At 66.2% G+C, this 15110-nt stretch carries 12 protein-coding genes; 9 read left to right on the top strand and 3 right to left on the bottom strand.

The window, feature by feature from the left end:
• The first annotated feature begins 165 nt into the window (after positions 1 to 165).
• The 4 genes from glgB (at position 166) to AB0I81_RS48700 (ending at position 7646) form a co-directional block, all read left to right on the top strand.
• On the top strand, positions 166 to 2322 hold the full coding sequence (gene glgB, locus AB0I81_RS48715; RefSeq protein ID WP_360673332.1) for a 1,4-alpha-glucan branching protein GlgB: 2157 nt from the start codon (positions 166 to 168) through the stop codon (positions 2320 to 2322).
• Between the two features lie 83 nt (positions 2323 to 2405).
• Entirely contained in the window at positions 2406 to 4358 is a 1953-nt protein-coding gene (locus tag AB0I81_RS48710; protein ID WP_360673329.1) for a S8 family serine peptidase, read from the top strand.
• Between the two features lie 192 nt (positions 4359 to 4550).
• A complete protein-coding gene (locus AB0I81_RS48705) occupies positions 4551 to 5942 on the top strand; it encodes a S8 family serine peptidase (protein ID WP_360673326.1) in 1392 nt (463 codons plus the stop codon).
• Positions 5943 to 6290: 348 nt separating this feature from the next.
• Positions 6291 to 7646, top strand: coding sequence for a S8 family serine peptidase (locus AB0I81_RS48700; protein WP_360673324.1), 1356 nt, complete (start codon positions 6291 to 6293; stop codon positions 7644 to 7646).
• Positions 7647 to 7994: 348 nt separating this feature from the next.
• Here the strand turns inward: AB0I81_RS48700 and AB0I81_RS48695 are convergent, their stop codons facing one another.
• Positions 7995 to 8396 carry an NUDIX domain-containing protein gene (locus tag AB0I81_RS48695; protein ID WP_360673322.1) on the bottom strand — a complete coding sequence of 134 codons (402 nt, stop codon included), beginning with the start codon at positions 8394 to 8396 and terminating at the stop codon, positions 7995 to 7997.
• Between the two features lie 317 nt (positions 8397 to 8713).
• Here AB0I81_RS48695 and tgmA point away from each other — a divergent pair, with 317 nt between their 5' ends.
• The 3 genes from tgmA to tgmC are packed head-to-tail and all read left to right on the top strand — an operon-like array spanning position 8714 to position 11096.
• On the top strand, positions 8714 to 8989 hold the full coding sequence (gene tgmA / locus AB0I81_RS48690) for a putative ATP-grasp-modified RiPP (protein WP_360673321.1): 276 nt from the start codon (positions 8714 to 8716) through the stop codon (positions 8987 to 8989).
• Positions 8990 to 8997: 8 nt separating this feature from the next.
• Complete coding sequence (gene tgmB, locus AB0I81_RS48685; RefSeq protein ID WP_360673447.1) at positions 8998 to 9978, top strand: ATP-grasp ribosomal peptide maturase; 981 nt, start codon at positions 8998 to 9000, stop codon at positions 9976 to 9978.
• The gene (tgmC, locus tag AB0I81_RS48680; protein ID WP_360673319.1) at positions 9975 to 11096 is read left to right on the top strand and encodes an ATP-grasp peptide maturase system methyltransferase; all 1122 of its coding nucleotides are present in this window, start codon (positions 9975 to 9977) and stop codon (positions 11094 to 11096) included. Before tgmB ends, tgmC begins: the two co-directional genes overlap by 4 nt.
• 70 nt (positions 11097 to 11166) lie before the next feature.
• On the opposite strand, the gene AB0I81_RS48675 is transcribed toward tgmC, so the two are convergent.
• Positions 11167 to 11385, bottom strand: a complete 219-nt coding sequence (locus AB0I81_RS48675) for a DUF397 domain-containing protein (protein WP_360673316.1) — start codon at positions 11383 to 11385, stop codon at positions 11167 to 11169.
• On the bottom strand, positions 11382 to 12206 hold the full coding sequence (locus tag AB0I81_RS48670; RefSeq protein WP_360673314.1) for a helix-turn-helix transcriptional regulator: 825 nt from the start codon (positions 12204 to 12206) through the stop codon (positions 11382 to 11384). Before AB0I81_RS48670 ends, AB0I81_RS48675 begins: the two co-directional genes overlap by 4 nt.
• 212 nt (positions 12207 to 12418) lie before the next feature.
• On the opposite strand from AB0I81_RS48670, the gene AB0I81_RS48665 reads away from it, so the two are divergent.
• Positions 12419 to 12778, top strand: a complete 360-nt coding sequence (locus AB0I81_RS48665; RefSeq protein ID WP_360673311.1) for a hypothetical protein — start codon at positions 12419 to 12421, stop codon at positions 12776 to 12778.
• A 399-nt stretch (positions 12779 to 13177) separates the two neighbouring features.
• Positions 13178 to 15106 carry an FG-GAP-like repeat-containing protein gene (locus tag AB0I81_RS48660; RefSeq protein WP_360673309.1) on the top strand — a complete coding sequence of 643 codons (1929 nt, stop codon included), beginning with the start codon at positions 13178 to 13180 and terminating at the stop codon, positions 15104 to 15106.
• Positions 15107 to 15110 lie beyond the last annotated feature (4 nt).

The raw sequence follows: 15110 nt of genomic DNA, 5'->3' as shown, positions 1-15110 counted from the left end.
GCGGCGCACCAGTATGTCGAGGCAAGGACCCGCAAAGGATGGATAGACCGTCTCGGCATCTTCTTGTGATAAACCCGGGATTTCGCACACCCGGTGATTGTCGCGGTGAAAGCGGGCAGTGCCTGGGATGGACGGTATTCATAGGGCAGTGTTGGGAGCATGCCGATGAGGACAGAGCTTGACCGCCTCGCGGGCGGCGCGCACCACGATCCCCACTCCGTACTCGGAGCGCACCCGGTCTCCGGCGGCGTGGTGTTCCGCACCCTGCGACCCATGGCCGAACGCGTCCGGGTGACGCTCGAAGACGGCTCTGCCCACACCATGAAACACCAGGCCCACGGGGTGTTCGAGGTGACCGTCCCCGGCCTGGACAAGGTGCCGGGCTACACCTTGGGCATCAAGTACGCGGGCGCGGAGCCGTACGAGGTGCAGGATCCCTACCGGCATTGGCCCACCCTCGGCGAGGTGGACCTGCACCTCATCGGCGAGGGGCGGCACGAGCGGCTGTGGGAGGCGCTCGGCGCGCGCGTGATGGAGCACCAGGACGTCCAGGGCACGGCGTTCGCCGTCTGGGCGCCGAACGCGCGCGGCATCAGGGTCGTCGGCGACTTCAACCACTGGGACGGCACCGCCTACCCGATGCGCTCGCTGGGCCGTTCCGGGGTGTGGGAGCTGTTCGTGCCCGGCCTCGGAGCCGGCCAGCGCTACAAGTACCAGGTGCTGGGCGCCGACGGGGTGTGGCGGGAGAAGGCCGACCCGATGGCCAGGCGGACCGAGGTGCCGCCGCTGACCGCTTCGGTGATCGACAAGTCCGACTACAGCTGGCAGGACGACGCCTGGCTGGTCGATCGGCGCGAGAAGCCGGCGCAGACCGGGCCGATGAGCATCTACGAGGTGCACCTGGGGTCGTGGCGGCCGGGGCTGTCGTACGTGGAACTGGCCGACGAGTTGTCGGCCTATGTCGCCGACATGGGCTTCACCCACGTGGAGCTGCTGCCGGTGGCCGAGCACCCGTTCGGCGGGTCGTGGGGCTACCAGGTGACCTCCTACTACGCGCCGACGGCCAGGTTCGGCACGCCCGACGAGTTCCGCCACTTCGTGGACCGCCTGCACCAGCGCGGCATCGGCGTGCTGCTCGACTGGGTGCCCGCGCACTTCCCGATGGATGAGTGGGCGCTGGCCCGCTTCGACGGCACGCCGCTGTACGAGCACGCCGACCCGGCCAGGGGCGAACACCCGGACTGGGGCACGTACGTGTTCGACTTCGGCCGCCGGGAGGTGCGTAACTTCCTGGTCGCCAACGCCCTGTTCTGGCTGAAGGAGTTCCACATCGACGGGCTGCGGGTGGACGCGGTGGCCTCGATGCTCTACCTGGACTACTCGCGGCGCGAGGGCGAGTGGACGCCCAACGTCTACGGCGGCAGGGAGAACCTCGACGCGGTCGAGTTCCTCAAGGAGATGAACACGGTCTGCTACCGGGAGGCGCCCGGCATCACCACCGTGGCCGAGGAATCTACGGCCTGGCCCGGGGTCTCGCGTCCTGTGCACCTGGGCGGGCTGGGGTTCGGGTTCAAGTGGAACATGGGCTGGATGCACGACACGCTCGAATACCTGCGGCACGAGCCGGTCTTCCGCCAGTACCACCACCACCAGATGACGTTCTCGCTGCTGTACGCCTACTCCGAGAACTACGTGCTGCCGCTGTCCCACGACGAGGTCGTGCACGGCAAGGGCTCGCTGCTGGGCAAGATGCCGGGCGACGAGTGGCAGCGCTTCGCACAGTTGCGGGCGCTGCTGGCGTTCATGTGGGCTCATCCGGGCAAGCAGCTGCTGTTCATGGGCGGCGAGTTCGGCCAGGGCTCGGAGTGGTCGGAGGGGCGCGGGCTGGACTGGTGGGTGCTGGAGTTCGACGGGCACCAGGGCGTGCAGAAGCTGGTACGCGACCTGAACCGGCTCTACCGCGACACCCCCGCGCTGTGGGAGCAGGACGCCAAGCCCGAGGGCTTCCGGTGGATCGACGCCGACGACGCCTCCGGTAACACGTTCTCGTTCGTCCGCTACGCGCAGGACGGGTCCGCGGTGGCGTGCGTGGTCAACTTCAGCGGCGGGCCGCACGAGAGCTACCGGCTCGGGCTCCCGTACGCGGGTCCGTGGACGGAGGCGGTCAACACCGACGCCTACACCTACTGGGGCAGCGGCGTGGGCAACATGGGGACGGTCGAGGCGGGCGACGAGCCGTGGCACGGGTTGCCGCACTCCGCGACGCTGCGGGTGCCGCCGCTCGGCGCGGTCTGGCTCACCCATGAGGGGAACACCCGCTGAAAGTTCGGTGAGAAACGGCACAGGGGCCTGTGCGTGTCGGGCAAATCGCCCTAAACTCCGAGATCATCCCCCTCGGAGGACGCGTGCGATTCCGCCCCCTGATCGTCAGCACGATCGCGCTGGCCCTGCTGCCGTTGTCGGGTCCCGCCTACGCGGACAACCCGACGCCGACTCCCACCCCGGGCGTGACGCAGACGCCATTACCCCAGGGATCCCCGACACCCACGCCTTCGGCGCCCCAGACGCCTGAGGACAAGGTGGAGGACGGCTTAGGCGTCGACGGGGGCACCGAGCGGGCCATCGTCGAGCTGACCGCCCCCGTCGAGAACGCGCCCGTGGCCACCCGGGCGGCGGCCGAGAGCGTGGAGGTGCTGCTCCAGCCGCAGAGCCAGTCGTTCATGGTCGTCGAAGGCACCGCCGAGGAGTTGGCCAAGCTCGCCGAGGATCCGCGGGTCTCCTCCATTCACCGGGACCGTACGTACGCGCCGTCGGAGATCACCCCGAACCTCTCCCTGATCGGCGCCGACCAGGCGCACGCCAAGGAATTCAGGGGCGCCGGCCAGGCCGTGGCCGTGCTCGACACCGGCATCGACCCCGACCACCCCTGGTTCGAGAACCGCATCGTGGCCCAGGCGTGTTTCTCCGCCACCGAGGATGCCGGCGTCGAGTCGCTCTGCCCGAACGGCCAGAGCTCGCAGACCGACGGCAACGCGGCCGACGCCACCTCGGCGAAGTGCCTGCTCGACGGCGTGAACCTGTGTGACCACGGCTCCCACGTCGCGGGCATCGCGGCCGGCACCGGAGGTGTGGCCCCGGGTGCGAACATCGTGGCGGTGCAGGTGTTCAGCCGGGTCAACGACGAGGACCTGTGCGGGGCGGCGGCGTGCCTGCTGGCGTACGAGTCGTCGCTGCGGCAGGCCATGAAGCACGTGGAACAGCTGAACCAGCCCATCGCGGCGGTCAACCTGAGCCTGGGCGGCTACCTGTCCGAGACGGACTGCGACGCCACCGAGGAGGGGACGGGCTTCAAACAGCAGATCGACGCGCTGCTGGCCAAGGGCATCGCGACCGTGGTGGCCGCGGGGAACGAGTCGTTCGCGGGCACCTCCCACCCGGCCTGCATCTCCACGGCGGTGGCCGTCGGGGCGAACGACAACGCCGACCGCATCGCCGACTTCTCCAACGTGGGGCCGACGGTGGACCTGTTCGCGCCGGGGGTGGACATCGAGTCCGCGGTGCCGGACAACACGACCGCCGTCTACAGCGGCACCTCGATGGCGACCCCGCACGTGGCGGGCGCGCTGGCGCTGCTGAAGGCGGCCTCGCCACAGACCCCGATGGCGGACCTGATCAACCAGTTGAAGACGACCGGCAGGCCGTACGTGTACGACCTCAACGGCACCCAGGTCACCACGCCGCGCCTGGACCTGGCGGCGGCCGTGGCCGGGGCGGGCGTGCAGCCGCCGGTCTCGCAGAGCCCGAACCCGGTCGATGTCGGCGACGACCCGCAGCCGGAACCGGGTGACAGCAGCGGCCCCAGCCCTGAGCCGGTGGACGATACGCCGGATCCCGAGCCCACCACCAGCCCGATCCCGCTGCCGGCCGTGACGGTTACGGTGACGGTGACCCAGACCGCCCCGCCGGTGCAGGCCCCGGCCACGGCCGCGGTCTGCAAGCGCGGCACGGTCAAGACGAAGCTGCAGGCCAAGGCGTGGGGCGTGGAGGTGCACCGGGGCAGCGGCTCGCTCTCGGACGAGACGCTCACCTGCTATCTGAAGCTGATCAGCAAGTCGAGCAAGGTGTTCTCCGAGCTGACGAAGGCGTCGTCGCTGGGCAAGGCGTACCGGGTGCTGAAGAGCGGCAAGACCGGCAAGGCCAAGCTGGACGGGGCGCTGCTGACGGCCTGGCTGAACTGGGCGCACGGGACGGACGGCACCAAGGCGCTGGCCGCGGCCGAGAAGGTCAGGCTCACCAGCAAGCCGTCAGCGGCGGCGCTGACGAAGGCCACGAAAAACATCCTCAAAACCGTCAAGTAACTAGATATCTGGAAAAGGCCGGTCACTTCAGACCGGCCTTTTCGCTTGTGGCGCTTTAAGGCAAAAATGCCTCCAACGTTTCTCTGGGTTACATACGTCACTGACATCACAGTTGTCGCAGGTGGGGAGGTTATCGGCTGTACTCAGCCGGGAGCCGGAACGCTTCACGGCTCCAGCCTCCGGGAGGAAAAAGTGAGGCTACGCCCTCTGCTGGCCGGCGCGACCACGCTGGCCGTGACAACCGCCGCGCTCTGCGCCGGTCCGTCGCTCCATGCCGACACCACCGACACCGGTGATCCGATCATCAGCCCCGCGCTGATCACCGAGATCCAGGAGAAGACCAAGGTCCGCTCCATCATCCAGATCAAGCCCGGCCAGAGCGTCGCGGCCGTGGCCGCCGACTTCGAACAGGCCTCGGAGAGCAGCCGGGTCCTGGAGTCGGCCAAGTCGCCCAACTTCTTCGTCGCCGAAGTCGACGGCATGACGCTGGACAAGCTCAAGCAGGACCCGCGCGTACAGTCCGTCTACAAGGACGAGCTGAGCATGCCCTTTCTCGACGTCAGCACCACGGTGATCCGCTCGGACCGGGCCAACGCGGCCGGCTGGAACGGCACGGGCACCACGGTCGCCATCCTCGACACGGGCATCGACCGCGACCACCCCTTCTTCACGGGCCGGATCGCGGACGAGGCGTGCTTCTCCTCCCCGGACGCCTCCGCGGGCACGGTCTCGCTCTGCCCGAACAACCAGCCGAGCCAGACGGGCGCGGGAGCGGCCGACGCCGAGACGGCGCAGTGCGTCGTGGGCGGGCAGAACGCCTGCTCGCACGGCTCGCACGTGGCGGGCATCTCCGCCGGCAAGATGGTGGCGGGCGCGTCGGCCAACGGCGTCGCACCCGAGGCCCGGCTGCTGCCGATCCAGGTGTTCACCCGCGTGGACAACCCGCTGACCTGCGCGATCGGCGGCAGCGCGGCTCCCTGCTTCCTCAGCTACACCTCTGACCAGAAGCTGGCGCTGGAGTACGTGGCGCGCGTGGTCAGGACGCACAACATCGCCGCCGTGAACATGAGCCTGGGCGGCGGCAGGGGCTTCACCGAGGCGTGCGACAACGACACGACCGCCGCAGCGGTCAAGCCGGAGTTCGACGCGCTGGTGGGCCTGGGGGTGGCCCCGGTGGTCGCCGCCGGCAACAGCGGCCTGCCGAACGCGGTCTCCTCCCCGGCCTGCATCTCGACGGCCATCGCGGTCGGGGCCACCAACGACACCGACGCGCTGGCCTCGTTCAGCAACCGCGGCCAGCTGCTCGACCTGTTCGCGCCGGGCGTGACCATCAACTCGGCGGTGCCCGGCAACGTGTATGGGGACAAGAGCGGCACCTCGATGTCCGCGCCGCACGTGGCGGGGGCGTACGCGATCATGCGCCAGGCGTACCCGGACTTCACGGTCGCGCAGAGCACTCAGCGGCTGCAGGGCACCGGCACACCGATCCAGTACGACTCGTCGGGCACTCCGGTGATCACCCCGAGAATCGACATGGAGCGAGCCACCACCGCCACCACCACAGCCGTGGACCCCCGCGCCTGACTTGCGGGGTTCGAGAAGAGGCCGGGCGATGCATCCTCACGCCCGGCCTCTCCTTTTCGCCATCCCCTCTCACCCTCCCCATCCCCTCTCACCCTCCCCCATCCCCTCTCACCCTCCCCCATCCGCCTTCCTCCCTCATCCGCCTTCCTCCCTCATCCGCCTTCCTCCCTCATCCGCCTTCCTTCCTCCTCCGCCTTCCTCCCTCCTCCGCCTTCCTCCCTCCTCCGCCTTCCTCCCTCCAGAACAAGAAGTGATAACGGAACCCATCCGCCTCTCTGACATCAGTTGTCCGATTACTACACTTCTATCGATTAATGCCCCTCAATACCCAACCCCCCGGAGGAGCAGTTGAGACTCCCGTCTCTGCTGGCCGGCGCCATCGCGTTAGCCGCCACCTCGGCCGCACTGGTCGCCACCCCCGCCCTCGCCGATCCCGAGACCAAGATCGATCCTGCGATCAGCGCGAGCGGCGAGCACCGAGCCATCGTCCGCGTACAGCAGCCCTCCCAGGTCGCCTCCGTACTGGCCGGCGCGGAGGAGGTCAGGCGGGACAACAAGAACATCACGGCGGAGCCGCCCGCCGAGGTGGCCGGCAAGCTGGACTTCTTCGTCTACCGCGGCACCCGCGCCGAACTCGAGCAGATCGCCCAGCAGTCCGGCGTGGTCTCCATCCGCAAGGACAAGCTCAACGAGGCCTCGCTCGTGGAGAGCATCCCGCTGATCGGCGCGGACAAGGCCCACCGGTTCGGCTTCACCGGCAAGGGCACCGGCGTGGCGATCCTGGACTCGGGCATCGACAACGACCACCCGGCCTTCGGCGACCGCATCGTGGCCCAGGCCTGCTTCTCGGCCACCGACACCGTGGACGGCTCCAAGTCGCTGTGCCCGAACGGCAGCCAGTTCCAGATCGGTGACGGCGCGGCGAACGCGGAGTCTGAGGCGTGCATGACCGGCGCCCCGCAGCCTCAGTACGGCCTGTGCTACCACGGCACGCACGTCGCGGGCATCGCGGCCGGTCAGAAGACGGCCGACTTCGCCGCCAACGGCGTCGCCCCCAAGGCGAAGATCATCCCCGTGCAGGTCTTCAGCCGCTTCGACAACTCCCCGTACTGCGGCACCCGCCCCACCTGCATCCTGGCCTACGACTCCTCCATCCTGACCGGCATGGCCTACGTCGACCTGCTGGCCGACCAGCACAACATCGCCTCGGTGAACCTGAGCCTGGGCGGCGGCCAGTACAACACGGCCTGCGACACGGGCGACGGCGCCGACTTCAAGGCCGAGGTCGACAAGCTCCTGGCCAAGGGCACGGCGACGGTGGTGGCCTCCGGCAACAACGGCTTCGACGCTTCGGTGTCCTGGCCGGCGTGCGTCTCGAACACGATCGCGGTGGGCGCCACGGACAAGCAGGACGCGGTGGCGACCTTCTCCAACCGCGGAACCCTGCTGGACGTGTACGCCCCCGGCGTCGCGATCACCGCCGCCATCACCGGCAACACCTCCGCCACCCTGAACGGCACCTCCATGGCCTCCCCGCACGTCGCAGGCGCCTTCGCCGTCCTCCACCAGAAGCGCAAGCACGCCACGGTGGACCAACTCCTCAACACCTTGAAGCGCACGGGCAAGCCCATCACCTACCCCAGCGCCGGCACAGAGATCACCACCCCCCGAATCAACCTCTGGTCCGCCCTCCACAAGTACTAGGCCCCGTCCCATAAAGGGACATCACCGGAGACGCACGCGCACACAACTCAGACGCTTAAATCAGGCGCCTCCGGCACCAATCGGCCCACCCGCTGCCCCATCACCGGGTGGGCCGTCTAACGCCCGCCCCAAAGGACTTCACCAGAAAGCCCTCCGCGCACTCAGCTCAGACGCCTTGCCCCAGGTGCCTACGGCGCACCCCCGCGCCTCCGGCACCAATCGGCCCGCCCTGACCGACTCCTAACCCCGACCACGCGCAGCCCTGCAACGTCAAAGAGCCACCTCCAGCCGTGCAGCGCTCCTAAATCGTTGTGCGCCCCTTTGGAGCAACTCTGGTGCAACCCAGGATCAAAGAAGCCGTCCAGTCCGGTGAAGGTCATCAAAGATGATCTGATCAACCGGCGACACGCGGTCGCGATCGGCATAGGTCAGCCAGACGACTTCCTCGATCTCACTGCTGGGCGTCGGCACCCCGTGGTACTCGGCGCTGTAGCAACTCATCCGCACAATGACACCGTCAGCGTGGCCGTGCGCTTGGGCGTGATAGGTGCCCACATGACTGGCCGTACTGGGAACGATGGCAACGGATAGCTCCTCATCAATCTCACGAACAAGAGTATCGAGGTCGGTTTCGCCGGGTTCGCGCTTGCCACCGGGGATGTAGTACGCGTTCTTACCCCGCGAACGGGTGCTGAGGATCTTGCCGCTGTCCAGATGGATCCAGGCGATCTTGTCGATGGTGTCGTTCACCGTGTGCTCCGGTTGTCGAGTCGCGGGAGGCCGTCAGAGGCGTTCGAGCAGTCTGCCACGGGTGAAGACCGCTCCGGCACGAGCACCAAGGTGAGGTGCGTTGAATGCAGCACCGGAAAGCATCCGCTCACCAATGACACTAAAGCGGGATAATTCGACTTTAGCATCTGGCGCAATGGTGAGGCCCGAGCGTTCTGATGCCTTACCTTTTCTATGATCGCGCCCTACGCGAGCTACCACACAGACCAAACACACTCACGTCGCATCAGATTTCGGGTAAATATTGAGCGTCATTTTCTCCACAGAGAGAGGTCGACGTGACGACCGACCAACGCGCACGACCCTGGGGAATGAGCCGGGCGACCGGGCAGCTTCCGGAGGAGGCCCTCCCCTGGGTCACGACGAAGCTGGACCCCGAAACGCAGACCACGGTCTTCTACGACGCGCAGGGAACCATTATCGACATAACCGGCGGCAAGAAGGACAGCTCCAGCAGGGTCTACGCGACGATCTCCATGTCCCGGCCCCACGACGGCGAAACGAACGCCCCGCAGCGGCCCGACGACTCCGACAACGACCGGGAAACGGACTAAGCGGCGTGATGTCCACCCGAGGCACCGTCATGGTAATCACCTGTGAAGAGGATGTTACGGCCGATATGGTCATCGCCGCGCTCAATGAACGTGGGGTTACTGTCGCGCGGGTGGACCCGGCCGATATTGGCCCCGATCTGACGGTCAGCGCGCAAATCGGGGCCAATCGTGCGTACTGGACCGGGCGGTTGCGCACAGCCAGCCGGAACATCGCCCTTAATGAGGTGCGTGCGGTTTACCACCGTCGCCCCTCCCGCTGGAACTTCGCCCAGCTAGAGCCGCAGGCACAGAAATTCGCTGCCGCCGAAGCGCGGCAGGGCTTGAAAGGCTTGCTCGCCAGCCTGCCGAAGTGCCGTTATGTCAATCACCCTGACCATAACGACCGAAGTGAGTTCAAGCCTGCACAGTTGCAGGCGGCCGCACAGGTAGGGCTCGTAGTGCCGGCGACTCTAATAACCAATGACCTCAAGGCTGTCAACGAGTTCGCGCTGGAGCACGGTCCGATCATCTACAAGTCTTTTCGCGGCATGCCCACGGCTCCCGGCGGCGAGGTGGCAACCATCTGGACCCAGGAAGTTGATCCATCGGACGTAGACGAAACCGTGAACATCACCACTCACCTCTTTCAGGCGAAAGTTCCCAAACACAGCGATGCCCGAGTGACCGTCGTGGGCTCCCACGTGTTCGCCAGCGAGATCACCAGCCCAGACGGAGCGCTCGACTGGCGGCGCGGCGACTGGGGCGCGCTCGTCCACAGCCCCATCCGTGTACCCTCACCAGTTGTCGCCTCGCTGCACGCGTACCTCGATCACTTCGGGCTCGCATTCGGATGTTTCGACTTCGGCCTAGAGATTCAGGAAAACGGCAATGACACATATCGGTGGACATTTCTCGAATGCAATCCGAATGGGCAGTGGGGCTGGCTTCCCGAGGCGGACGAGATAGCCGACGCTCTCGCGGAGACCCTGTTGGAGGGATGGTTCAGGTGAGCCTGGCAGCGGAATTGCGGCATGCGTTGGCGGCCTCGATCGACTCGCCGCGCTGGTGCAGGGCTCTGGAAACGGTGCCCCGAGAGCTGTTCCTCGGGCAGGCTGTCTACAGCTACGAGCCCGAACGCGGCTGGGTTCCGGTGCGGCGCTCCGATCTGAGTGCCGAGGACTGGCTTCGCATGGCCTACACCGATGAGACGTGGGTGACTCAGATCAACGGCGTGATGGCGGAAGACGCCGATGCGCCGGTCACGATCCTGCGGCCTACATCGTCATCGACGCTTCCCAGGCTGGTTGTGCGGATGCTGGAAGCCGCAGAGATCGAAGAGGGTGACAAGATCCTCGAGGTCGGCACCGGGACCGGCTATTCCACGGCGCTGACGTGCTGCCGGCTGGGCAGCGAAGCGGTCACTTCCGTGGAGTTCGATCCTGCGATTGCTTCCCGCGCGAAGGCCGCCATTGCTGAGGCCGGCTATGCACCCACGCTCGTACAAGGTGATGGGCTACTCGGATATGAGGCGAACGCCCTCTATGATCGGCTGATCGCTACCTGCGCGGTGCGCTCGATCCCATTGGCGTGGGTGCAGCAGATCCGCCAAGGCGGGACGATCACCGCTCCTATGCTGGGATGGACGGGCGGGGTTGCGTTCGCGCATCTCCGGGTTGCCGGCAATGACACGGCAAGCGGCCGCTTCCTCAGCGACGACGTGTATTTCATGCCTGCCCGGGCGCATGCTGCGCCGCCACGCGCTGCTCTGGAGATGGGTCTCGGGGATATCAGCCACAGCACGATGGATCCGTTGCTCTTGAAGGACGACACTGCCCTCTTCGTCGCCCAGCTCGCGATCCCGCACGCACAACACGGATGGGCGGAAGACATCCTGGTGCTCCACGATTCGAAGACGGGGTCCCAGGCCGACGTCAGACCAGCCGGCAGCGGATGGCTGGTTCACCAGCAAGGACCGGTCCGGCTGTGGGATGAAGTCGAAAAAGTCATCGAGACGTGGCAGCGAGCCGGTCAGCCGCATCAATCCGGCTTCGGGCTTACTGTGGCACGCGAGCGGCAATGGGTGTGGCTCGGCAGCCCTGATGGGCCGAGTTGGGACTTGCCCGCGTAACGATCGAGTACGCCAACGGAAGGACCACCGAGGTACGGGCCAGATCGTCATCCGTACCTCGCTGCCGACCCTAGAAGTCGAACTCACCCTTCTTCACACCATCGACGAACGCCTCCCAGACAGCACCACAAACCACAAACGGCGCCTTCTCCGGCTCCTCCGAATCCCGAATACCCACACGCCCACCAGACAGCACCGCAACCTCAAGGCAGTCTCCGCCGTTCGAGCCGGACTTGGTCGCCTTGTGCCAGGAGGCTCGCCCCAGTTCGTCCGCCAGCTCGTCTCTCATTTCCCATACCTCTCTACGGTCTCGCGGATCAGGTTCTCGGTGATGTGCAGGGGGTGAGCCCATGCACGGATAGCGTCATATCTCAGGCTAATTGCCCGAACCTCGTCCGCGCGATCGGTTACCTGACCATTTGAAGCTGACTCCAGGTAAGCCGTGTCGAGCCCATGCGAAAGCTGCGCAATGGAGAAGCCGCCCAAGAGCCCAGGCGTTGCCCCCACTTCAAGCGGGACAACCTGGATGGTGATCTTCGGATGTGTCATCAGGGTCAGAAGGTGTTCGAGCTGCTCCCGCATGACCTTTCGCCCGCCGACCGGGCGATGCAGGATCCCCTCGTCCATGACGGCGGCATACATCGGCGGCACGACCCGCTGAAAGATCGACTGCCGCTCCAATCGCGCACGCACCATCTCCTTCACCTGCTCGTCCATCGCCCCCGGCTCGGCCCGAAGCAACGCACCCGCGTACGCCTCGGTCTGGAGCAGGCCCGGCATCACGAGAGGCTGCCAGGTCCGTATGGCCACGGCTGCCTTCTCGATCTTCGGCCACTGCCTGAACCACTTCGGTGTGTGTTTCGGATTGATCTCCTTCCAGAGTGCCGCCAGCTCGCCGTCGAGCCCCAGCGCCCCTTCGGCAGTGGCGACGAACGTCTCCGGCACGGGACGCTTCGCGAGCTCGAAGTAGCCGACCATCGTCCCCGAGTACCCGACCCTGGCTCCGAGCGCCTCCAGCGTCCACCCCTCGGCCAGACGCAGCCTGCGCAACTCCCGGCCGAACGCGACTTCCGGTGGCGCTTCTGCAGGAGTGGTCGGCTCGGTCGGCATGTCGCCTCCGCTCGGTGGGGGAACAGAACAGGAGTTGCGCAAGGCCACAACACAGCCGCAGCAGGATTGCGTGAGGGTGTTATAGCGCTTCCGTACAGAAAATAACCCGGCAAGGGCATTCTTGGAAATGCCTGCGGAGAAAACTCCGGGAGTTCCAGTGCGACATAACTGGACAACTCCATGCAGGTTGGACGTCGACGGAAGAAAGACAAGTGCCGACCGAATATGTTGCCCCGGCGAACCAGGGAGAGCAGGACACCTACCTCTTGGAGCTCCTCCAGATCGCACTTTCACCCTTGAATGTCGCCGCCACTGTCATCGAAATGATCCACCTGAATATGCATCCGGGGAATCTTGTCTACCTTCACCACCATCCCCCGGTGCTGGAGGTACGAGACAAACGCGGTGAACTGCGGGTGCGGGCGCGGGTCCAGGTCGTGGACGGCGTCGGCGGGCAGGCCTACGCCGTCCACTCATTCGGACGCGTCGCAGACCTCAGTTTCCCGCTCGGCTCCCATGAGGAGGCGGCGATTCGCATCCACGGCCTCGTACGGGGATGGCGAGTCTTGTGACGGCAGCCGCCCGTTTTCCCGGATGGGAAGTAATGGAAGGCGCCGGCGGGGGCTACATCGCGTACCGCGTCGTCCTGATGCCCCCTCGGTCTGGCCTCTCCAACGTACGCTGTGGCGCGACGCTGGAGGAGTTGCACGCTCACCTGGAGCAGGAGATCCGCCGCGAGAACCAATCGGGCCGCAGAGCACCTCACCCGGCAAAGGCGCACAGCACAGGTTAACGACCCCAGCAGTTCGTTCAGGGCCAGGAAGGGTCTCGATGGGTTGTCCGGCTGACAAGCCGTCCGACTGTGGGTGAAGTATGCAGCGGGTATAGAAGCGGCCGCCCACAGCCCCAAAATGTTGACAACGAAGTCGGCACGCTGACGAAATGGGCGTCCTCTCCTTGGAAGGAAGCTCGTGCGTCTCATTCGTCCTCTCACCGCCGCCGTGCTCGTGGCAGCGGTCTTATCCGTCCCGCAGTCTGCGCAGGCCGCCGCTGCGTTCAAGCACCCGGGCGTACTGGTCAGCCGTGCTCAGCTCGACTTCGTCCGGGCCAATCTCGGCAACGAGCCGTGGAAGTCCGCCTGGAACGACCTGCAGAAGAGTTCGTACGCCTCGCTGTCCTACACGGCCAAGCCCCGCGCCGTCGTGGAGTGCGGGCCGACGTCGAATCCGGACCATGGCTGCTCGGACGAGCGTAAGGACGCCATGGCGGCATATACGCACGCGCTGCGCTGGTACCTGACCAAGGACTCCCGTTATGCCGAGAAGGCGATCCAGATCATGGACGCCTGGTCGGCTGTGATCAGCAAGCACACCGGGGACAACGCGCCGCTGCAGACCGGCTGGGCGGGCGCCAACTTCTCCCGTGCCGCCGAGCTCATCAAGCACACCTACACCGGCTGGAGCCAGGCCGGTCGGTTCGCGGGCAAGCTGCGTACCGTCTATCTTCCGACCCTGATCGCCGGGCGGCCGAACAACAACGGCAACTGGGAACTGATCATGACCGATGCCGCCATCGGCATCGCCGTGCACCTGGACGACCGGGCGTCCTTCGACCGGGCGGTGGCGACCTGGCGCGGCAGGCTGCCCGCCTACATCTACCTCGCGACGGACGGCTCGCTGCCCAAAGCGCCGCCGGGCAGCAAGTACAACACCAAGGCCGAGATCATCGACTACTGGCACGGGCAGAGCAAGTTCGTGGACGGCCTCACGCAGGAGACCTGCCGCGACTTCTGGCACACGGGATGGGGGCTGGCGGCCATCTCCCACGTCGCGGAGACGGCCGGGCATCAAGGTGTGGACCTGTACGCCACGGCCAAGCACCGGCTGCGTTTCGCGATGGATTTCCACGCCCGCCTGCAACTGGGTGGGAAGGTGCCGTCGTGGTTGTGCGGCGGGAAGGTCACCCGCGACCTCGGTGAGCATTTCGAGGTCGGCTTCAACGCGCTGCACCATCGTCTGGGATATGACGACGTTCCCTATGCCGAGCAGTGGGTCGAGCAGAGCCGTCCCGCCGGTGTGTCACACTTCCTGGCTTGGGAGACACTCACCCACGCGCAGAACCCGCAGCGCGCCGGGATGGGAAAGTCGGCCACGCCCGACTTTGACTCCGATGGCGTGGGAGACCTCTTCTCCGCTGCTAAGGGAACGCTGACCATCTGGAATGGCGAAGGCGACAACACGTTCGGGCCTGCCATCGCGATCGACTCGGACTGGGGCGCGTTCACGCGGCCGATCGCCGGCGATTTCAATGGGGACGGGATCAGCGACCTGATCGCGGTCCAGAAGGACGGCAACACGCTGCACGTCTGGAACGGCAAAGGCGCCAACAATTTTGCCGAGGCCGTCGAACTTGGACCGGGTTGGGGTCCGTACGCCGACACGTTGATGTCACTGGGCGACATCAACGAAGACGGCAACACCGACATCGGCGCCGTCCACAACGACACCGGAATCCTGTACATCTGGAACGGCAGGAATGCCAACAAGTTCGGCCCCGGGACCCGGGTCGGCTCAGGCTGGACCGCTTTTACCCGGCCGATCGCCGGCGATTTCAACGGTGACGGCATCGGTGACCTGATGGCGGTTCAGAAGGACGGCAACAAGCTGCACGTCTGGAACGGCAGGGGCGCGAACAAGTTCACCGGGGCCGTCGAACTGGGGCCAGGTTGGGATCCGTACGCCGACACGTTGATGTCACTGGGCGACGTCAACGAAGACGGCAACACCGACATCGGCGCCGTCCACAACAAGACCGGAATCCTGTACATCTGGAACGGCAGGAATGCCAACAAGTTCGGCCCCGGCACCGCGATCGGCTCCGGCTGGGCACCCTATTTCTGAGAGC

It is taken from the genome of Nonomuraea sp. NPDC050404 (assembly GCF_040655495.1).
In the GTDB taxonomy this organism is placed as follows: Bacteria; Actinomycetota; Actinomycetes; order Streptosporangiales; family Streptosporangiaceae; genus Nonomuraea.
The sequence above is the reverse complement of the archived record's forward strand: the minus strand, read 5'-3'. Positions and strand labels throughout refer to the sequence as shown.